Below are 20,947 nucleotides of genomic sequence, written 5' to 3'. Positions count from 1 at the left end.
AAGGCGCGAATGCTAACGCGGAAGCCGCAAACACGCAGTGTCGGCGCACATTGCTGCGCCGCACAAACTCCTGACAGGCGGATGACAGCTAGTCCCGGCCAGACTGCGGCCACGCACCAGCAGGTGCCCATGTTTGCCGCGCGCCTGGCGCGTACCTGGGAGGGTTTGTGGAACTGAGTGTTTTCCAAAAGCGCAGCCTCGCTGCCGCTGTCCTGCTGAGCCTGTGCGCTCCAGCGCTGGCCGCAGAAGACGAAGGTCCGGTCACTGCCACCATCGGCGGCCGCCTGCATCTGGATTTCGCCAGCTTCGACAATGACCACCGTGGCACCCCGAACAAGGACGACACCGAGATCCGTCGCGCCTGGCTGGATGTGTCAGGCAAGTTCTTCGTGGTCGACTACAAGCTGGAAGCCGATTTCTCCGGCGACCGCCCCGAGGCCAAGGACGTCTATGTCAGCCGCAGCTTCGGCGACGCCGGCAAGCTGACCGTGGGCCAGTTCAAGCAGTACTACTCGCTGGACGACCGTACCGGTTCCAACTACGGCAGCTTCCTGGAGCGCGGCAACGCCGGCACCAGCCTGGCCCCGCTGTACCGCCTCGGTGCGTCGTGGCAGGCCAATCCCGGCGACATGACCTGGGCAGCCAGCGTCTACAGCCTGGAAAGCATCGACGCCTGGCAGGTGAAAGGCCGCGCTGCGGGTGGCCGTGTCACCTGGGCACCGAGCCCGGCCGCTGGCGATGTGCTGCACCTGGGCTTGTCGTTGGCCCGCGAGGCCTATGACAACCCCGGCGTGAATGGCGTTCCTGCCTTGCGCATCCGCCCACGCCCGGCCGGCCATCTGTCCGATGAAAGCCGCCTGACCCTGGTCGACTTCTCGGCCGGCCGCGATACCGACGTCAACAAGTGGTCGCTGGAATACGCGCAGGTGCGCGGCCCGCTGTCATGGCAGGGCGAATTCAGCGGCGCCACCTTCGACGACGGCGCCCAACGCGGCGAGGTGATGGCGGCCTACGGCATGCTCAGCTGGTTCGTCACCGGCGAATCGCGCAGCTACGACCGCAAGACCGGCCGCTTCGCCCGCATCAAGGACATCCGCCACAAGCCCGGCGCGTTTGAGCTCGCGCTGCGCTACGACCAGATGCGCGGCAACCAACACCTTGATGGCCAGCCCGACCTGCGCAACGGCAGCACCGAAGCCTGGACCCTGGCCGGCAACTGGTACCTGCGCGACAACCTGCGCTTCATGCTCAACCTGATCGACAGCCGCAACCGCAACCGCCTGACCGATACCACCGTGGACCACACCCGCGCGGTCACCGGCCGCCTGCAGTTCGATTTCTAAACACCTCTTCCCCGTCCTGTCTCTACTAGGAGTCTGCAGATGATGCTGACCATCCTCGGCTTCGGCATGGTTCTGACGTTCATGTACCTCATCATGAGCAAACGACTGTCGCCGCTGGTCGCCCTGATTACCGTACCCATCGTGTTCGCCCTGATCGGCGGCTTCGGTGCCGGCCTCGATGACATGATGCTCGACGGCATCAAGAAGATCGCGCCGACCGGCGTGATGCTGATGTTCGCCATCCTCTACTTCGGGGTGATGATCGACGCTGGCCTGTTCGACCCGCTGGTGCGCATCATCCTGCGCATCGTCAAGGGCGATCCGTTGAAGATCGTGATGGGCACCGCCGTGCTGGCGATGCTGATCTCGCTCGATGGCGATGGCTCCACCACCTACATGATCACCGTGTCGGCGATGCTGCCGCTGTACCGCCGCCTGGGCATGAACGCGCTGAGCATGACCTGCGTGACCATCCTTGCCGGTGGCGTGATGAACCTCACCCCGTGGGGCGGCCCGACCGCGCGTGCGGCCACTGCCCTGCATGTGGATCCCGCCGATGTATTCGTGCCGTTGATTCCGGCGATGGTGTTGGCCTGTGCCGGCATCCTTGCACTGGCCTGGTATCTGGGCATGAAGGAGCGCCGCCGTCTGGGCGTGGTCGCCCTGCCGCAGGGTGGCTCGTGGATGGACGCCAGCGTCTCCGACGACAGCGATGCGCTGCCGACCGTGGAAGACGCCGAAGACACCAAGCGGCCGAAGCTGCTGTGGGTCAACTTCGCCCTCACCCTGGCGCTGATGGCGGCACTGGTTATCGGCCTGCTGCCGATGCCGATCCTGTTCATGGTCGGCTTCGCGATCGCACTGGTAATCAACTACCCGAACCTGGCCGAGCAGCGCCGTCGCGTGGTCAACCATGCAGGCAATGTGTTGTCGGTGGTGTCGCTGATCTTCGCTGCGGGCATCTTCACCGGCATCCTGTCCAACACTGGCATGGTCGAGGCGATGTCGCGCGGCTTCCTGTCGGTGATTCCGGAAGCCTGGGGTCCTTACCTGGCGGTGATCACCGCCGTGGCATCGATGCCCTTCACTTTTTTCATGTCCAACGACGCGTTCTACTTCGGCGTGCTGCCGATCCTGTCCGAAGCGGCCGGCCACTACGGCATCACCCCGGTGGAAATGGCACGCGCTTCGCTGGCCGGTCAGCCGGTGCATCTGTTGAGCCCGCTGGTGCCATCGACCTACCTGCTGGTGGGTCTGGCCAAGGTCGATTTCGCCGACCACCAGAAATTCACCCTGAAGTGGGCCGTACTGATTTCACTGATTCTGATGGCCGGCAGCCTGCTGTTCGCCCTGTATCCGCTGGCCGCCTGAGCGGCACCTACCTGACGCATTGGAGACAACCATGACGCTACGTATCGCTTACGTCACCAGTGGCATGGGCAGTGTAGGCACTGCCATCTGCCAGACCCTGGCCCGCGCCGGCCACACCGTGGTCGCAGGTTGCGCGCCGGATTCGCCGCGCAAGGCCAACTGGATCCGCGAGCAGCGCGAACTCGGCTTCGACTTCATCACCTCCGAAGGCAATGCCGCCGACTGGGACTCCACCGCAGCCGCGTTCGCCAAGGTGCGTGCGGAAGTGGGCGAAGTGGATGTGCTGGTCAACAACTCCGGCGGCAGCCGCGACATGTTGTTCCGGCAGATGAGCAGCGAGGACTGGAACGTGGTGATCGCCTCCAACCTCAACACCTTGTTCAACCTGAGCAAGCAGGTGGTCGATGGCATGACCAACCAGAACTGGGGCCGCATCATCAACATCGGCTCGGTCAGCGCGCAGAAGGGCCAGATCGGCCAGGTCAACTACGCGACCGCCAAGGCCGCGATGCATGGCTTCAGTCGTGCGCTGGCCGCCGAAGTCGCAGCGCGCGGCGTCACCGTCAACACCATTTCGCCGGGTTATATCGCCAGCCAGGCGATCAGCAGCTTCCCACCGGATGTGCTCGATCGGCTTGCGGCCTCGGTGCCGATCCGCCGCCTAGGCAAGCCCGAGGAAGTGGCTGCGCTGTGCGCGTGGCTGGCCAGCGATGATGCGGCCTATGTCACCGGCGCCGACTATCCGGTCAATGGTGGCCTGTACATGGGTTGAAGTTGCGATCCAAGGATGCAACACCGAACGCCGCGCATTGTCGCGGCGTTTTTTTTTTTGCGCCAGCCGTAACCAGAATCGCAAAGAACACCTGGCTCCGCCTCCCTCAAGCGGGAAGCCCGTCACCAATACTGTGCAAAACAACGCAATTGGATGACACCGTAAACGAGCTTTAACAAAGTATCGACACCCTTCCGTTACCGGCGTGCGCCGGCCCTCCCACGGAACCGGTAGATCATGATTTCAAAGCGCCTCAGCCTCGCCATCACGCTTGCCCTGTGTACCAGCCATGCCTACGCCGAAGCGGATGTAGCCGACAGCGCCTCCGCGCAGACACTGGATACCATCTCGGTGATCGGCCAAGGCCAGACCCGCCAGGTGCAACGTATCGGCGAGGTCGACAAGCAGGTGTTGCCGCCAGGCAGCAGCGGCCAGAAGATTCTTGATCGTCTGCCCGGTGTATCCGTGCAGTCCAATGATGCCTTCGGTGCCAACGAAGAATCGCAGACCATCAGCCTGCGCGGCTTCGACAAGACCCGCCTGGGCTATACGCTCGATGGCATCCCACTCGGCGACAACAGCTATGGCAACTACAACGGCCTGAGCATCGCCCGCGCCATCATCGCCGAGAACCTGGGCGGCGCCGAGTTGTCGCAGGGAATAGGCTCGCTTGGCGTGGCCTCGACCAGCAACCTGGGTGGTGCGATCCAATACTTCTCGCAAGATCCATCAACCGTGTTCGGAGGCCGCGCCAGCGTCACCGTCGGCGATGACAACCAACGCCGCGGCTACCTGCGCGTGGATACCGGTGATCTGAATGGCTTCTCTGCCTATGTTTCCGGCGTGCACCAGGACGCGGACATGTGGGCTGCGCCACACCAGAACCAGACTACCCGCCAGTTCAATGCCAAGGCGGTGTGGAATGTTGGCGATCACCGCTTCGGCGCCTTTGTCGCCACCTCGCGGGCAAGCCAGGCCAACTACGCCTATCTGTCCAAGAGCATGCTGCAGCGCGGACTGGGCTATGACTGGAACATCTACGCACCGGATTGGGACCGTGCCGTAGCCGCCGCCTACTGCGCACCGGCAACCTTCGACGCCACGCGCTGCGCCTTCAGCGGCGGCGTCAACAGCATCGACGATGCCTACTACCAGAGCCGCGCCCTGCGCGACGACAACCTGTACTCGCTCGATGCCAGCCTTCGTCTCGGTGACGAGCTCAACCTCAAGCTGCTTGCCTACCACCATGACAATCGTGGCCAAGGCCATTGGTGGGCGCCGGGCCAGCCCTCGTACCCGGGCACCGACCGCATGCTGCCGATCTCCATCCGCAGCACCAACTACACCATCGATCGGCAGGGTCTGACCGCAGCGCTGTCCTGGAATGTCGGCATCCATGAGTTGGAAGCCGGCCTGTGGTTCGAGCAGAACGATCACAACGTCGAGCGCAACTTCTATTACATCGACGGCCCGTTCCTCGACGACACCTACCTCAAAAATCCGGACCGTCGCCTGTTCGACCAGGACTTCGACATCCGCACCCGCCAGTTCTACGTGCAGGACCGCATGCGCTTCCTCGATCAGCGCCTGACCGTGGATGTCGGCATCAAGAGCCCGAACACCCGCATGCGTGCAACGGCGAAGCCAGGCACCGAACAGAAGCTCGCCTCGGGCACGCTGACCGCAAAGGAGTCGTTGCTGCCGCAGCTGGGCGTCGGCTTCAAGCTCAATGCCAACAACGAGCTGTTTGCCTCGTATGCAGAGAACATCGCCGCCTTCGTCGGTGGCGGCAGCGGCGGCCCGCTGCAGGTCTCGCCAGAATCCTTTGCCGCCAGCGCAGGATTGGAACCGGAGAAATCCAAGACATTCGAAGCCGGCTTCCGCAGCTTCGGTGCCAAGTACCAGGCATCGCTGGCGGCATATCACGTGATGTTCGACAACCGCCTGCTCTCGCTCAACCCCTGCACCAGCATCGAAGTCGGCACGCGTCCGGAGTGCATCACCCGCTTCATCAACGTCGGCTCGGTGAAGAGCCAGGGCGCGGAGCTGACCTTCATCCTCAAGCCGACGCAAGGCCTGCAGTGGTACAACGCGCTGTCCTGGAACAAGACCACCTATGAGGACGATTACGTCTCCGGCGGTGCGATCGTGCCGGTGGCCGGCAAGATCACCGTCGATACGCCGCAGCGCATGGCATCCAGCGAACTGAGCTGGAACCGTGATGGTTGGTTCGCCAGCCTGCGCGGCAAGTACACCGGCAAGCGCTACTACACCTATACCAACGACCAGTCGGTGGCGGGCGTGACCACCTTCGATGCCGGCGGCGGCTACAGCTTCGGCCCGGGCCTGGGCCTGCAGAACGTCAAGGTGTCCTTGAACGTGACCAACCTGAGCAACAAGCGCTACGCCGGCCAGCTCAGCTCGTTCGCCCCGACCGACCCCACCGGCACCCGCTACGCCATCCATGCCAGCGCCCCGCGGCAGATCTTCATGACGGTGGGTGCGGAGTTCTAAGCGCTTGGCCCCCTCCCTTTGGCCGAATGCCAAGGGGAGGGTTGGGGAGGGGTGCTTTTCGCGCCATCCGCAAACCCCAAAGCAAAAGCCAACCCCTCCCCAACCCTCCCCTTCGCGGCGCGGAAGGGAGGGGGCTTAGTGCGGCTCCGCCCCAGTTCCGCGCGCGAGGCTGATTCCCACACCTGAACAAGCCCCACCAGCAAGCCCGCCCCAGCGCGCCAGTCCGCTAAACTGACCGCCGTTTTTTGCCATAACGCCGGTCATCATCATGCTGCACGCCCAGGTTCACCTCACCCTCCCCGTCTGGATCCACGACGCCGTCGACTGCGACCGCGCCTATGCCAGCGATGCGGACAAGGTGGCGTTGGCCATCGAGCTGTCGCGGCTGAACGTTGAACACGCCAGTGGTGGCCCGTTTGGCGCGGTGGTATTCGGCCCCGACCACAAGGTGATCGCCGCCGCCGTGAACCGGGTGGTGCCGCACGCCACCTCGCTGGCACATGCCGAAAACATGGCGTACATGCTGGCCCAGCAGAAGCTCAACACCCCGCGCCTGAACGCGCTACTGTCGCCGATCACCCTGGCCACCTCCTCGCAGCCCTGCTGCCAGTGCTATGGCGCCACCGTATGGGCCGGCATCGACCGCCTGCTGATCGGCGCCTGCGCTGCCGACGTGGAAGAACTCACCCCGTTCGACGAAGGTCCGCTGCCGGCCGATTGGGCCGGTGAGCTGAACAAGCGCGGCATCGAAGTCGTGCAAGGCATCAACCGCGACGACGCTCGCGCCGTACTGCACAGCTACGGCAAGAACGACGGCGCACGCTACTGACCTGAAGCCCCTCTCCCGCCTGCGGGAGAGGGGTTGGGGTGAGGGCCCGGCAGTTCTCATGCAGTCTGCTACCGAAGCGTCACCTACCCTCATCCGCCCCTACGGGCACCTTCTCCCGGCGGGAGAAGGAGAAGCCCATCCGCTCCACACCAAGGATTTCCATGACCGGCCTGCTCTGCTACTGCCGCCAAGGCTTTGAACCGGAACTGGCCGGCGAATTGAACGACCGTGCAGGTCATGCCGGCATTGCCGGTTATGCCCGCACCCAGCGCAACGATGGCTACGTGGTGTTCGTCACCGATGAGGCCGAAGCATTGGACCAGCGCCTGCCCTGGCGCGAGTTGATCTTCGCCCGCCAGAAGCTGCGCGTGCTGGCCGAACTGCCGCAGCTCGATGCCAGCGACCGCATCACCCCGATCATCGCCGCGCTGGAAGGCCAGCAGCGGTTTGGCGATCTGTGGGTGGAGCACCCCGACTCGGACGCTGGCAAGCCGCTGGCCGGCCTGGCCCGCGCCTTCGGCAATGCGCTGCGTCCGGCGCTGCGCAAGGGTGGCCTGCTCACCGACAAGCCCAACGGCAAGCTGCCGCGCCTGCATGTGGTGTTCGTCGATGGCACGCATGCCTTCGTCTGTGTTTCCGATACCCGCGACAGCGCACCTTGGCTGCTGGGTATCCCGCGCTTGAAGTTGTTGCCGGATGCGCCCTCGCGTTCGGCATTGAAGCTGGAAGAAGCGTTCATGACCCTGCTCACGCCGGAAGAGCGTGAAGCGCTGGTGGTGCCGGGCATGCGCGCGGCCGATCTGGGCGCTGCACCCGGCGGTTGGACCTGGGTGCTGACCCGTCAGCACCTGCATGTCAGCAGCATCGACAATGGCCCGCTGCGCCAGCATGTATTGGATACCGGCCTGGTCGAACACCTGCGCGCCGATGGCTTCCATTGGCAGCCGGAGACGCCGCTGGACTGGATGGTCTGCGACATGGTCGAACAGCCGCGCCGCGTGGCCGAGCGCATGGGCACCTGGCTGCGCGAAGGTTGGTGCAAGCACGCCATCTTCAACCTCAAGCTGCCGATGAAGAAGCGCTGGGATGAAACGCGTCTATGCCTGGATCTGTTTGCCGACAAAGCCGGCAAGCCGCTGACCATCCGCGCCAAGCAGCTGTATCACGACCGTGAAGAAATCACGGTATTCGTGACCCCAAGAGCCAAGGGCCTTTGATCAGAGCCCCTCTCCTGCGAAGCGGGAGAGGGGTTGGGGTAATGGCAGCTTGCGCTTGCAGCTGGAGCGCCCCCTGTAGTGCCGAGCCATGCTCGGCATGGGCATTGCCGGTAAAGCCCCTGCCGAGCATGGCTCGGCACTACATGCCCCGCCCCCATGGTTGCCCGCGCAACCACACCCACGCTCCACCCCATGCCTCTGGCACACTCGCGCTTCCACCAACACGGAAGTCGCCGCCATCGCTCGCCAGATCATCCGCGCCCGCATCGCCGCCTTCGCGCTCATCAGCCTGAGCAGCACTGCACTGGCCGCCGACAACTTCATCGCCCGCGACCTCGTCAGCGATGGCACCTTCACCACTGGCATCGAAGGCCCGGCGACCGGCCCGGATGGCGCGCTGTACGTGGTCAACCTCGGCAAGGACGGCACCATCGGCCGCGTTGACGAAACCGGCAAGGCAGCGTTGTTCCTCACCCTGCCCGAAGGCAGCATCGGCAACGGCATCCGCTTCGGCAGCGATGGCACGATGTATATCGCCGACTACCCGCGTCACAACATCCTGCACGTGGCACCAGGCTCAACCAGCGTCAGCGTGTTCGCGCATCTTCCCGACGCGCACCAGCCCAACGACATCGCCCTCGCCCCGGACGGCACGATCTACGCCAGCGACCCCAACTGGGCCAAGGCCGATGATGGTCAGCTGTGGCGCATCAACCGCGATGGCAATGTGCATCTGCTCGAATCCGGCATGGGCACCACCAATGGCATCGAGGTCAGCCCGGACGGCCAACGCCTGTACGTCAACGAAAGCGTGCAGCGCAATGTCTGGGTCTACGACCGCGCCGCCGATGGCAGCATCGCCAACAAGCGTCTACTGATCCGCTTCGATGAGCATGGCATGGACGGCATGCGCTGCGATGCCGATGGCAATCTCTATATCGCCCGCTACGATGCAGGAGTCATCGCGGTGGTCTCGCCCGAGGGCAAGCTGCTGCGCGAGGTCTCGCTCAAGGGCCGCAAGCCCAGCAATCTCGCCTTCGGTGGCAGCGATGGCCGCCAGGTCTTCGTGACCCTGCAGGACCGTGGCGCGGTGGAGACCTTCCAAGCCGACCGCCCTGGCCGTGAATACGGCTTGCAACCATCAGCCAAGCCCTGAGCGCCCAGTCTCAGCTGCTGCAATCCATATCAGGCATGCTGTAGCTCATGGGAGGAACCGCAATGCACAGCATCGAACTGAAGGACCCGGCCGGCTTCGGCAATGAGTTTCTGCGCCTGACCCTGATGCAGGGCTTCCAGTCGCTGACCAAGCGCGACCTTGAACTGCTGATCTTCGTGCTGATCGAACGCGACGGCGCGATCAATCGCAGCGACTCCAATGCTGCAGTCGCGCTGCAGCTGCGGGTCACTCCCGCCAAGGTCAAAGGCCTGCGCCGCGATGGCTATGCACGCTGGCGCGCCTTGGTACCCGAAGAAGGCGACAGCGCCCTGCAGCGCATCGTCGCGGCGGTGCTGACCGAGGCCAACCTGCGCTCCGGGGCCAAGCACGTCAGCGAGCGCAGCCGCAAGGAAGGCTTCCTCGCCATCCGCATCGAGCACCCGGATGACGCCCAGCGCTTCGAGCAGGCCATCCTCGATGTCGGCGCGATCCCGGTTTACGAACGCAACCGTGAAGTGGTGGCGGTACGCTTCGACACCTTGCTCAACATCGCCGAGCGCTGGAATTACCTGCAACCCGATCCGCAGGCCACACTGGATGCATTGAAGAAACTGGCCCCGGCCTCGGAAGAAGTCGCCGACCTGCTGAAGAAGGACGTCACCCAACTGCGCTGGGTCGATCTGCGGCGGGCGCTCAACAGCCTGGGCGCGAAGGCGATCAGCTCCACCGCCGAAGGTGGCTTGAAGGGCCTGCTGAAACTGGTCTTCCCGTTCATTCCGGGCTGAGCGGCTCGCCTGTTCAGTTGCGGCGCACTACCATCACAATTGCCGCCACCCGCGTGGCGGGCCCTGTTTCCACCAACGATGAGTCGTGCCATGTCTGTGCTTCGTATTGCCCTGCCGTTGGCGTTCGCCATCCTGCTGCCCGTTGCTGCCAACGCCCAGACCGTGCCGCGCCCTGAGCCCGCGGTCAGCATGCCGTTGAACGATGCGCCGGTGCATGTGCGCGAGCAATCGCTGGCGACTGGCAAGGTCACCCACTCCACGCAGATCCTGATGCCCACCGATCAGGCCCAGGTGACGGTGCGCTCGATCCAGCCGGACAACGTGATCGGCAATTACCGCATCGACTTCGACGCGATGGATGTGGATGGCGATGGTTTCATCAGCCGCGAGGAAGCGCAGGCCAATCCGGCCCTGGCTGATGAGTTCAATGCGCTGGATACGGCCCGCCGCGGCAAGCTGTCGCGCGAGCAGTTGGCGGGTTGGCTGCGCTGAAGCGTCACCTGTAGTGCCGAGCCATGCTCGGCATGGGGCGTTACATGCTCGGCATGGGGCGTTATCGGCAAGGCCCCTGCCGAGCATGGCTCGGCACTACCTTGGCATTGCTGGTAAGGCCTCTGCCGAGCATGGCTCGGCACTACATTCCCTACAGGCCTGAGGCGCGCTTCCAGAATACCGACATCAGTGGCGGCATCTTGCCCGCCAAGCCCAATAGCGCGCCACGCGCCAGGGTCAGGTGCATCTCGTCGTTGGAGAACACCTTGTTGATCGCATCGAAACTGTAAGCAGCCACCGTATTCTCGCTGCGACGCGTACGTGCCCAACGCTGCAGGCGGTGCGGCGAACTCCAGTCCTGCCGACGTTGCTTCGCTTCACGCACCAGATCACGCAGGCCCGCAACATCGCGCAGGCCCAGGTTCACGCCCTGCCCGGCCAGCGGATGCACCACGTGCGCCGCATCACCCAAGGTCAGCACACGCCCAGCGACATAGGCGTTGGCCAACTGCCGGCGCAGCGGAAACGCCGCGCGCGCCGAGACCAAACGCATCTCGCCCAGGCGCCCGGCAAACGCATTGGTCAGCTCGCGATTGAAGCTGTCCTCATCCAATGCCAGCACGCGCTCGGCTTCGACATCCGGCAGGGTCCATACGATGGAACTGCGGTTGCGCTCGAACGGCAGCACCGCCAGCGGGCCGGTATCGAGGAAACGCTGCCAGGCGGTGTCTTCGTTCGGCAGCGCGCTGTCCACATAGGCGACTACCCCGCGCTGGCCGTAATCATGCCGGCTCACTTCCAACCCCGCCAAGCTGCGCAGGGTCGATTCCGCGCCATCGGCGGCAATCGCGATCGAGGCTTCAACGCGGCGGCCATCATCCAGACGCAGGCGCACGCCCTTCGCGTCCTGCTCCATCGCCTCCACGCGTGCCGGGCAATACAGCTGTACGCCGGCGGCCGGCAACGCCGCCCACAGGCGATCAACCAATAAACCGTTCTCGACGATCCAGCCCAGCTCGCGCCGGCCCAGGGTGTCGGCATCGAAAGTCAGGTCGCCACCACCGGCCGCATCCCACACCCGCATGCGCCGATACGCACGGGCGCGGGCTTGGTCTATCTGCTTCCACACGCCCAGTGATTCCAGCAGCGCGGCATTGTCGGCAGCAAACGCGAAGACACGCAGGTCCGGCTTCTGTGGCGACCACGGCGGCGGCTCACGGCCTTCCACCATCGCTACCTGCAGGCCTTCCCCGGCCAGCGCCAATGCGCAGGCCGCACCCACCACGCCACCGCCGACGATCACTGCATCCCACTGTCCGCGCCGGCTCATCGCGCCTCACTCCTGCATAGCTCGGGCACTTGCCCGCGGAAGCCCATCGCCCCGCCGACCAGGAAGGACTGCAGCGCCGGGGCCTGCGCCGCGGCCACAAAGCCCAGGCTGCGCAGCGGCCGGATCAGCGGCGTGGCATTGCTGGTCAAACGGGCAAGCCCATCGGAAAACGCCAGCGTCTGCTCGCGGTCGGGTCCGCGTCGCGCCACATAAGCCTGCAGCAGCTCCTCACTACCCGGGTCCTGCGCGGCGTCACCAATCAATTCGGCCAGGGTCAGCGCATCGCGCAGACCGAGGTTGAAACCCTGCGCACCCAGCGGGTGGATGGTCTGCGCGGCATTGCCCAGCAGCAGCGCGCGCTCGCCAACCAGCTTCTGCGCCAATACCTGGATCAGCGGGTAGGCGCTGCGCGGGCCGCTTTCCAGCAGCCGCCCGGCACGCCAACCCACCGCGTCCTGCAGCCGCGCCAGCCACGCCGCGTCGTCCAGTGCCATCACCGCATCAGCCTCTTCGCGAGCGACGCCGTGGACCACACCGTAATGGCGGTCGCCACGCGGCAGCAATGCGGTCGGGCCGGTATCGGTGAAGCGCTCGTAGGCGCAGCCGTCCGGCGCCTTGGCCGCACGCAGACGGGCCACGAACAAGGTCTGCTGATAGTCGTGTTCGCTGACATCGATGCCCAGCGCCTGCCGAACCGCGCTGCGGGTGCCATCGGCACCCACCACCAGCCGCGCCTGCAGGCGCTGTTCGCCGGCCTCATCGGCAATCACCACCTCACGGCGACCCTCGCTGCTCGCGCCCAGACCGACGAACTTCGCCGGGCGGTAGCGGGTCAGCTGCTGCAGCTCGCCCAGGCGGGCTTCCAGCGCCTCGCCAAAGTCGCGCGCCACCACTACCTGGCCAAAGGCATCACGGCCGTAATCACTGGCCTGCATCAGCACCCGGCCGAAATCGCCGGCACGGCTGACATGGATACGGCGGATCGGCCCACCGGGGTTGACCAGTTTCTGCATCACCCCCAGCGCGGTCAGCGCATTGATCGTTGCCGCGGCAAAGCTGAGGTTGCGCTGGTCGAACACCGCCGGCAGCGCACCGCCCGGGCTTGCCTCGACCAGGCCTACGTCCAGCCCAAGCCGGTCCAGGGCGATGGCCAGGCTGGCACCCACCAGCCCGCCACCGACGATCACTACGTCATGGTTCTTGCTCATTCCGCCATGATAACGGGGGTTCACCCGCTGGGTCGCGCCGGCCCATACCGCAGTGCAACCGCCGGTTCGCCCCCACTGCGGCTAGAATGGCGGTCTGATTAACGGAAATCGCCACCATGACTGCCAACGTCCAACGCGCCTTCATCCTGTCCGTGCTCCTGCTGCTGATGGCCGGCACCCGCATCAACCATTTCGCGCCGATCCCGGATGCGTCGTGGGCAGTGTTCTTCATTGGCGGCTTCTACCTGCGCAACTGGACCCGCTGGGCGTTCCCGCTGCTGATGGCGCTGGCCGTGGTGGTTGACTGGGTGGTCATCTCCAACCAGGGCATGAGCTTCTGGCAGCACTACTGCGTGTCGGCGGCCTACTGGATGCTGATCCCGGCCTACTTCGCGATGTGGGCCGGCGGCATGCTGCTGCGCCGCTACTACCGCAGCGCCAACCTCAAGTCGCTGGGCCTGCTGGCCGTCACCGTGATCGGCTCGGTCGCGCTGTGCCACCTGATCGCCCAAGGCAGCTTCTACTGGATCAGTGCCTCCGTCGCCGAACCGACCTTCGCTGGCTGGGCCAAGAACTACAGCGACTGGCTGCTGCCATACATGCGCAGCGCCGCCATGTACATCGGCGCCGCCGCACTGGTGCAGCTTGCCGTTGAAGCCACCAGCAAGCAGTCGGCCGCTGGCCGCGTTGCCCACTAAGGGCACGCCGGGCAATGGGTAACCGTCTCTCCAAGATCTACACCCGTACCGGTGACGATGGCAGCACCGGCCTGGGTGATGGCAGCCGTACCGGCAAGGATTCGCTGCGCGTCAATGCCTACGGCACCGTCGACGAGGCCAATTCGGCCATCGGCGTGTTGCTGGCGGTGAGCCTGCCCGAAGACATACGTAACCTGCTCACCACCATCCAGCACCAGCTGTTCGACCTGGGCGGCGAGCTCTGCATCCCCGGCCATGCCGCCATCCACGCCGCCGACATCGACGCGCTGGAGCAGCACCTGGACCGCTACAACGACGACCTGCCGCCACTGAAGGATTTCATCCTGCCAGCCGGCGGTGAAGGCGCGGCGCGTTGCCATCTGGCGCGCACCATCGTCCGTCGTGCCGAGCGCGAAACCGTTGCACTGGCTCGCGTCGAGGACATCCGTGGCGAAGCCGTGCGCTACCTGAACCGCCTGTCCGACCTGTTGTTCGTGTTGTCCCGCGTACTTGCCAGGGCCGATGGCCAGGGCGAAGTGCTATGGAACCACGAACGTCGTCGCGGCTGATCCTCCCCCTCCCATACGACGCCGCGCGGTGCGCGGCGCCGACGGTTACAGTGCGGCCATGCTGGTATTCACCCACCCTGCCTGCCTTGAACATGACCCCGGCATCGACCACCCAGAGTCGCCGGAGCGTCTGCACGCCGTCATTTCCGCCCTACGGGCCGAATTCCCCGACCAACTGGAGTGGCGCAACGCGCCGCCGGCCAAGCTTGGCGAACTGGCCCGGGTGCATACCCGCGAGTTGATCGACTCGGTCCTGCAGGTGCAGACCGCACCGCTGCGGCGCATCGACCTGGACACCTTCAGCTCGCCCGGCTCGGCCAGCGCGGCCCTGCACGCAGCCGGTGCCGGCGTCGCCGCGGTGGACGCGGTGATGCTGGGCGAAGACAGCAAGCACGTGTTCTGCGCGGTACGCCCGCCCGGCCACCACGCCACCGCCGATACCGCGATGGGCTTCTGCCTGTTCAACAATATCGCCGTGGCAGCCGCCTATGCCCGCGACAAGTACGGCCTGGAACGCATCGCCATCGTCGATTTCGACGTGCACCACGGCAATGGCACCCAGGCCATCTTCGAGACCGACCCGAAGGTCGCCTACTACAGCACCCACCAGTCCGGCCTGTTCCCGTATTCGGGCAACATGCGCGAGCGCGGGGTTGGCAACATCTGCAACATCCTGCTGCCACCGGGCAGTGGTGGCTTCCGCTTCCGCAATACCTGGGCCGACGAGATGCTGCCGCAGATCGAGGCCTTCCAACCTCAATTACTGTTCATTTCGGCCGGTTTCGATGCGCATATGCGTGACCCGCAGGCCGATCTGATGGTCGAGACCGAGGATTTCGGCTGGCTGACCGCCGAACTGGTCACGCTCGCGGCGCGCCATGGCAGCGGCCGGGTGGTGTCCATGCTGGAAGGCGGCTACGACCTGCAGGCGCTGCGCGAATGCAGCGTCGTGCACGTCCAGGAACTGCTCGCAACCCGTTGATGGATGAACCCCGCCCGGCCCATCCGGCAGCCGTTCATTGCCCCCATGCAGGCGATGCGGCAAGCTAGCGACCGTTTTCCCCCGAATGCGAACCGCGTGCGCCGAGCTCTCCGCCTGCTTCCCCTGCCCTTGGGCATTGCCATCTGCCTGCCCGCCTGGGCCGACGAGAAGCCGGTGAACTGGGGCCTGTGCCCGGCCACCGACACCTTGCCCGCGTTCGACGAGGCCCCGCCGGCGGACCCCGCCGCTGCTGCCAATCGCGAGCAGTTGCCCACCGACATCGAAGGCAACGAACTCACCGGCACCAGCACCATGCCGCAATACCAGGGCAATGTGCTGCTCAAGCGCGGCGACCAGTTCATGGGTGCCGATACGCTGCGCATGGACACCGAGTCCGGCAATTACATCGCCGAAGGCAATGTGCGTTACTCAGATTCGTCGATCCGGATGGTCGCCGAGCGCGCCGAGGGCAATCAGGAAACGGATTCGCACAAGATCAGCGATATCCGCTACCAGCTGGTTTCCCGTCGCGGCAACGGCTCGGCCGATTCGGTCGACCTGCAGGGCTCCACCGGGCAGATGCACCATTCCAGCTACACCACCTGCGATCCCTCGCAGCCGGTGTGGAAGCTGGTGGCACCACAGATCGACGTCGACAACGAAGAAGGCTTCGGCACCGCCCGCAACGCCGTGCTGCGCGTGGGCAAGGTGCCCGTGCTGTACATGCCCTACTTCAAGTTCCCGATCGACGACCGCCGCATGACCGGCTTGCTTTACCCGAAACTGAGCATGTCCGGGCGCAACGGTTTCGACTACGCGCAGCCGATCTATCTCAATCTGGCGCCGAACTACGACGACACCCTCACGCCGCGCTACATGAGCAAGCGTGGCCTGCTGCTGGACAACGAGTTCCGCTACCTGTACTCCGGCGGCCGTGGCCAGCTCGATACCTCGTACATGCCGAACGACTCACTGCGTGATCGCGATCGCGGCGCGCTGTCGTACAACGGCTACCACAACGTCGACAAGAACTGGCAGGCGCGCGCCAATCTGGCCTGGGTCAGCGACGAGCGCTATGTCGAGGACTTCGCCAACCGTCTGAACGGCATCACTGCTTCCAACATGCAGAGCACCGCTGGCCTGTATGGCACCGGCCGCGCCTGGACCGCCGGCATCATGGCCGACGAGTGGCAGCTGACCGATTACACGCTGACCGAGGAGTCCCTGCCCTACAGCCGCCAGCCGCGCCTGTTCGCCACCTGGGAAGAATCCTTCGGCCGCTGGTTCGAAGCCGGCGTCTATGCCGAGGCAGTGCGCTTCACCCACGATGACATCCGCCACAAGATGGTCGATGCCGATGGCGAGTACATCCGCACCGGCGATGTCTCCCGCATGTACGGCGGCTCCCGCCTGGACATCAAGCCCTATGTCTCGATGCCGCTGGGCGGTGCTGCCTGGTACATCACCCCGACTCTGGCCTGGCGTTACACCGCCTATGACCTGGAACGTGGCCTGGCCGACGACATCCGTCTCAAGCAGTTGAATGCAGCCGGGATCACCAACCCGACCCCGGAGCAGCTGCGCGGCAACACCTCGCCCAGCCGCAGCATGCCGATCGCCAGCCTCGACATGGGCCTGTTCTTCGACCGCGAGACCACGCTGGGCGGCAAGTCCTACCTGAATACGCTGGAACCGCGGCTGTTCTACCTGAACACGCCCTACCGCGACCAGTCGGACCTGCCACTGTTCGACACCCGTGCCTTCACCTTCAGCTGGGGCCAGCTGTTCCGCGACTCGCGCTTCACCGGCGCCGACCGCCAGAACGATGCCAACCAGCTGACCACTGCGCTTACCACCCGCCTGATCCGCCAGGAAGACGGCCGCGAGAAGCTGTCGGCCAGTATTGGCCAGATCACCTATTTCGAAGACTCCCAGGTCACCGTCAACCCCGGCGACCCGGTGGTGAGCGAAAGCAAGTCCGCCTGGGTGGCCGACGTCAACTGGGCGCTGACCGACCGCTGGACCCTGGGCAGCACCTACCAGTGGAATCCCAAGTTCCGCAAGGAAGACCTGGCCAGTGTGCGTGCCCGCTACCTGCTGCCCGACGACGGCGTGATCAACCTGAGCTACCGCTACCGCGGCAATCCGACCACCGGCCAGGAACAGCTCAAGCAGGCGGACTTCTCCTTCCTGTACCCGATCAACCCGCGCTGGAGCATCGTCGGCCGCTATTACTACTCGATGCTGGACAGCAAGCCGCTGGAAATCATCGGCGGCGTGCAGTGGGACAGCTGCTGCCTGGCAGTTCGCGCACTGGCCCGCCGTTATGTCCGCAACCGCGAAGGTGACCTCAATAACTCGTTCCAGATCGAGTTCGTGCTCAAGGGCCTGAGCTCGGTTGGACAGAACACGGACCGCACCTTGCGCCGTGCTATTCTCGGCTACAACCGAGACGACCTCTACCTCGTTCCGCCAAGCAACATCGAGGCGAACGACGACGACTACGATCCCAACCAGATTCCATGACCAAGACCCTTCCTGCAGTCCTCGCCACCTTGCTGGCGTTCTCCGGCGTTGCCGCCCCGGCTGTTGCACAGCAGACGCAACCGCTGGATCGCATCGCCGCCGTCGTCGACGAAGGCGTCATCCTGCAGAGCGAACTGCAGCGTGCGGTCGCCAACATCAAGGGCCAGTACGCTGGCCGTGAAGCCCAGCTGCCACCCGAATCCGTACTGGAACGGCAGGTGCTGGAGCGCCTGGTGCTGGTCAAGCTGCAGGTGGCACGCGCCGAAGGCAGCGGCATCCGCGTCAGCGATGAAGAGCTGAATCATGCGATCGGCAGCATTGCCCAGCAGAACGGCACCTCGGTCGATGGCCTGCGCCAGCGCCTGGCCCAGGACGGGATTGGCTTCTCCGATTTCAGCAACTCGGTGCGCGAGGAGATCATCACCCAGCGCCTGCGCCAGAGCTTCGCGCAGAGCCGCATCAGCGTCAGCGAAGGTGAAGTGGATGCCGCACTGGCACAGCAGAACGCCGGCGGTGCCCAGTTCCATCTGGCACACATCCTGATCGCCCTGCCCGAGGGCGCGACTGCCGAGCAGATCGCCACCGGCCAGAGCAAGGTCGACGGCGTCAAGAACCTGCTGGACAAGGGCGAGCTGGACTTCTCCGCCGCCGCCGTCCGTTATTCGGACAGCCCCAACGCGCTGGAAGGCGGCGATCTGGGCTGGCGTAGTGCGGACGAAATCCCCAACGCGTTCGCCAACCAGATCAAGACCATGAAGGCCGGCGACGTGCTCGGCCCGATCCGTGGCCCGAGTGGCTTCCAGCTGCTCAAGCTGGTGGAAACCCGTGATGCCAGCGGCGCTGCCGACGGCGGCCAGAAGGTCACCGAATACCACGCCCGCCACATCCTGATCCGCGTCACCGACCAGGTCGACGACGCAGCTGCCAAGGCCAAGATCGAGACCCTGCGTGCGCGCATCGCCGGCGGCGCTGACTTCCAGGCCGTGGCCAAGGAGTCCTCCGACGACACCAACAGCCGTGGCCAGGGCGGTGACCTGGGCTGGTTCCCGGCCGATGCCTTCGGCCCGGACTTCGGCAAGCAGGTGGAAAGCCTGAGCGACAACGGCGTGGGCACCCCGTTCCGCACCGACGCTGGCTGGCACATCGTGCAGCGCGTTGGCTCGCGACAGACCGACGTCGGCGACAACAACAAGCGTGCGCAGGTCCGCGAGCAGATCGGCCGCCGCAAGCTGGACGACGAGTACAACCGCTTCCTGCAGGAACTGCGTGGCGAAGCCTACGTCAGCTTCCGCAGCGGCGACCGCGCCGAGGGCAATGCCGACACGGCAACCACCCCGGCAGAGCCGGCCAAGCCCTGATCCATGACTGCCCAGCTCGCTCTGGTTCCGGGCGAGCCCTCCGGGATCGGCCCGGAACTTTGCATACGTCTTGCCCAACAGCCGCGCAGTGACTGCCGGCTGTTGGCGTTTGCGGACCCGGATACCTTGCAGGCCGCCGCCAGCGCGCTGAACCTGCCGCTGCAATTGCTGCCCGAGCACGCTGATGCCAATCGCCCCGGCGACCTGCGCCTGCGTGAAGTCCGCAACGCTGCCCCCTCCCGGTTTGGCCATGCCGATCCGCGCAATGCGCGCGCGGTGATCAATGCCCTGCTCGGCGCCGGCCAGGCCTGCCTGGACGGAAGCCTCGATGGCGTGGTCACCGGCCCGGTGCACAAGGCGGTGATCAACCAGGGCGGCATCGCCTATAGCGGCACCACCGAACTGCTGGCCAACCAGGCTGGCGTCGAAGTGGTGATGATGCTGGCCAATCACATCGTGCGTGTGGCCCTGGCCACCACCCATCTGCCACTGCGCGACGTCGCCGACGCCATCACCACTGACAGCCTGCGCAAGGTCATCAGCACCACCGATACGGCCTTGCGGCGCGATTTCGGTCTGGCGCAGCCGCGCATCGCCGTGCTCGGACTCAACCCGCATGCTGGCGAAGACGGCCATCTCGGCCGTGAAGAACTGGACCTGATCATCCCGTTGCTGGAGCAGATGCGTGGCCAAGGCCTGGACCTGATCGGCCCGTTGCCCGCCGACACCGCCTTCCTGCCCGCCAAACTGGCCGGTTTTGATGCGGTGCTGGCGATGTACCACGACCAGGGCCTGCCGGTACTCAAGTACAGCGGCTTCGAGCAGGCCACCAATATCACCTTGGGCCTGCCCTACCCGCGCGTTGCGGTCGACCATGGCACCGCCCTGGACCTGGCCGGCAAGGGCGTGGCCGACCCCTCCAGCCTGTTTGCGGCAACGGCGTTATGCGCGCAGCTGGCTGCACAACGTAAAATCAGCACATGAATTCAGATCATTCCCCGCGCACGGGCTTCACCGCCCCGGCCAAGAAGCAGCTCGGCCAGCACTTTCTGGCGGACAAGTATTACGTCGAGAAGATCGTCATGGCAGTCGACCCGAAGGGCGACGACCGCCTGGTCGAGATCGGCCCGGGCCAGGGCGCCATCACTTTCCCGTTGCTGCGCCGCCATCCCAAGCTGACCGTCATCGAGTTCGATCGCGACCTGATCGCGCCACTGACCGAAGCCGCCGCACCGCTGGGCGAGCTGACCATCGTCCACAGCGACGTGCTGCGGGTGGACTTCACCGAACTGGCCGCCGGTTCCACGATCCGCCTGGTCGGCAACCTGCCCTACAACATCTCCTCGCCGATCCTGTTCCACGCGCTGGACCATGCCGCCGCGATCTCGGACATGACCTTCATGCTGCAGAAGGAAGTGGTCGACCGCATGGCCGCAGGCCCCGGCAGCAAGGTCTACGGCCGCCTGAGCGTGATGCTGCAGGCATTCTGCGAAGTGCGCGCCTTGTTCGTGGTACCGCCGGGCGCGTTCCGGCCGCCGCCGAAGGTGGATTCGGCCGTGGTCCGGCTGATTCCGCGCGATCCGGCTACGGTTGGCATCAACGACCGCAAGCGCTTCGCCGATGTGGTCCGCGCCGCCTTCGGCCAGCGCCGCAAGACCCTGCGCAACGCCCTCAACGGCGTCATCGATCAGGCCCAGTTCGAAGCCGCCGGTGTGCGCAGCGATGCGCGCGCTGAACAGCTGGAAGTTGCCGATTTCATCAGGCTTGCCAACCTGCCGCAGGAATAAGCGCGGCATA

The 20,947-nt window shown here is 65.2% G+C and carries 18 protein-coding genes; 16 read left to right on the top strand and 2 right to left on the bottom strand.

Annotation, left to right across the window (positions count from 1 at the left end):
- Window positions 1-167 precede the first annotated feature (167 nt).
- From ACVOLV_RS05280 to ACVOLV_RS05240, 9 genes are all read left to right on the top strand, one after another.
- Entirely contained in the window at window positions 168-1,343 is a 1,176-nt protein-coding gene (locus ACVOLV_RS05280; RefSeq protein ID WP_481553486.1) for an OprO/OprP family phosphate-selective porin, read from the top strand.
- A gap of 42 nt (window positions 1,344-1,385) precedes the next feature.
- Window positions 1,386-2,714, top strand: a complete 1,329-nt coding sequence (locus tag ACVOLV_RS05275; RefSeq protein ID WP_481528420.1) for a CitMHS family transporter — start codon at window positions 1,386-1,388, stop codon at window positions 2,712-2,714.
- Window positions 2,715-2,745: 31 nt separating this feature from the next.
- Window positions 2,746-3,486: an acetoacetyl-CoA reductase gene (gene phbB / locus ACVOLV_RS05270; RefSeq protein WP_481553485.1), complete on the top strand. Its 741-nt coding sequence runs from the start codon at window positions 2,746-2,748 to the stop codon at window positions 3,484-3,486.
- Window positions 3,487-3,723: 237 nt separating this feature from the next.
- Entirely contained in the window at window positions 3,724-6,000 is a 2,277-nt protein-coding gene (locus ACVOLV_RS05265; RefSeq protein ID WP_481553484.1) for a TonB-dependent receptor, read from the top strand.
- Window positions 6,001-6,268: 268 nt separating this feature from the next.
- The gene (locus ACVOLV_RS05260) at window positions 6,269-6,829 is read left to right on the top strand and encodes a nucleoside deaminase (RefSeq protein ID WP_481553483.1); all 561 of its coding nucleotides are present in this window, start codon (window positions 6,269-6,271) and stop codon (window positions 6,827-6,829) included.
- A gap of 161 nt (window positions 6,830-6,990) precedes the next feature.
- Window positions 6,991-8,046 carry a 23S rRNA (cytidine(2498)-2'-O)-methyltransferase RlmM gene (gene rlmM / locus ACVOLV_RS05255; RefSeq protein ID WP_481553482.1) on the top strand — a complete coding sequence of 352 codons (1,056 nt, stop codon included), beginning with the start codon at window positions 6,991-6,993 and terminating at the stop codon, window positions 8,044-8,046.
- A gap of 250 nt (window positions 8,047-8,296) precedes the next feature.
- Window positions 8,297-9,202, top strand: coding sequence for an SMP-30/gluconolactonase/LRE family protein (locus ACVOLV_RS05250; RefSeq protein WP_481553521.1), 906 nt, complete (start codon window positions 8,297-8,299; stop codon window positions 9,200-9,202).
- A 62-nt stretch (window positions 9,203-9,264) separates the two neighbouring features.
- A complete protein-coding gene (locus ACVOLV_RS05245; protein ID WP_282273369.1) occupies window positions 9,265-9,987 on the top strand; it encodes a hypothetical protein in 723 nt (240 codons plus the stop codon).
- Window positions 9,988-10,077: 90 nt separating this feature from the next.
- Entirely contained in the window at window positions 10,078-10,479 is a 402-nt protein-coding gene (locus ACVOLV_RS05240) for an EF-hand domain-containing protein (protein WP_481553481.1), read from the top strand.
- Window positions 10,480-10,630: 151 nt separating this feature from the next.
- Here the strand turns inward: ACVOLV_RS05240 and ACVOLV_RS05235 are convergent, their stop codons facing one another.
- A complete protein-coding gene (locus ACVOLV_RS05235) occupies window positions 10,631-11,809 on the bottom strand; it encodes a UbiH/UbiF family hydroxylase (protein ID WP_481553480.1) in 1,179 nt (392 codons plus the stop codon).
- Window positions 11,806-13,017: a 2-octaprenyl-6-methoxyphenyl hydroxylase gene (gene ubiH / locus ACVOLV_RS05230; protein ID WP_481553479.1), complete on the bottom strand. Its 1,212-nt coding sequence runs from the start codon at window positions 13,015-13,017 to the stop codon at window positions 11,806-11,808. The genes ACVOLV_RS05235 and ubiH overlap by 4 nt, the downstream gene beginning before the upstream one ends.
- 116 nt (window positions 13,018-13,133) lie before the next feature.
- Between ubiH and ACVOLV_RS05225 the strand changes: the two genes are divergently transcribed.
- The 7 genes from ACVOLV_RS05225 to rsmA all read left to right on the top strand — a co-directional run bounded on the left by ACVOLV_RS05225 (window position 13,134) and on the right by rsmA (window position 20,937).
- Window positions 13,134-13,715 carry a hypothetical protein gene (locus ACVOLV_RS05225; RefSeq protein ID WP_481553478.1) on the top strand — a complete coding sequence of 194 codons (582 nt, stop codon included), beginning with the start codon at window positions 13,134-13,136 and terminating at the stop codon, window positions 13,713-13,715.
- 14 nt (window positions 13,716-13,729) lie between these two features.
- Window positions 13,730-14,284 carry a cob(I)yrinic acid a,c-diamide adenosyltransferase gene (locus ACVOLV_RS05220; RefSeq protein ID WP_481553477.1) on the top strand — a complete coding sequence of 185 codons (555 nt, stop codon included), beginning with the start codon at window positions 13,730-13,732 and terminating at the stop codon, window positions 14,282-14,284.
- Between the two features lie 58 nt (window positions 14,285-14,342).
- Window positions 14,343-15,266 carry a histone deacetylase family protein gene (locus ACVOLV_RS05215; protein WP_481553476.1) on the top strand — a complete coding sequence of 308 codons (924 nt, stop codon included), beginning with the start codon at window positions 14,343-14,345 and terminating at the stop codon, window positions 15,264-15,266.
- Between the two features lie 96 nt (window positions 15,267-15,362).
- Window positions 15,363-17,792, top strand: coding sequence for an LPS-assembly protein LptD (gene lptD / locus ACVOLV_RS05210; RefSeq protein ID WP_481553475.1), 2,430 nt, complete (start codon window positions 15,363-15,365; stop codon window positions 17,790-17,792).
- On the top strand, window positions 17,789-19,150 hold the full coding sequence (locus ACVOLV_RS05205; RefSeq protein ID WP_481553474.1) for a peptidylprolyl isomerase: 1,362 nt from the start codon (window positions 17,789-17,791) through the stop codon (window positions 19,148-19,150). The genes lptD and ACVOLV_RS05205 overlap by 4 nt, the downstream gene beginning before the upstream one ends.
- A gap of 3 nt (window positions 19,151-19,153) precedes the next feature.
- On the top strand, window positions 19,154-20,134 hold the full coding sequence (gene pdxA, locus ACVOLV_RS05200; RefSeq protein ID WP_481553473.1) for a 4-hydroxythreonine-4-phosphate dehydrogenase PdxA: 981 nt from the start codon (window positions 19,154-19,156) through the stop codon (window positions 20,132-20,134).
- A complete protein-coding gene (rsmA, locus tag ACVOLV_RS05195) occupies window positions 20,131-20,937 on the top strand; it encodes a 16S rRNA (adenine(1518)-N(6)/adenine(1519)-N(6))-dimethyltransferase RsmA (protein WP_481553472.1) in 807 nt (268 codons plus the stop codon). Before pdxA ends, rsmA begins: the two co-directional genes overlap by 4 nt.
- The last annotated feature ends 10 nt before the right edge of the window (window positions 20,938-20,947 follow it).

It is taken from the genome of Stenotrophomonas sp. STEN023, assembly GCF_056760135.1.
This window is presented reverse-complemented; position numbering and strand designations above follow the sequence as displayed.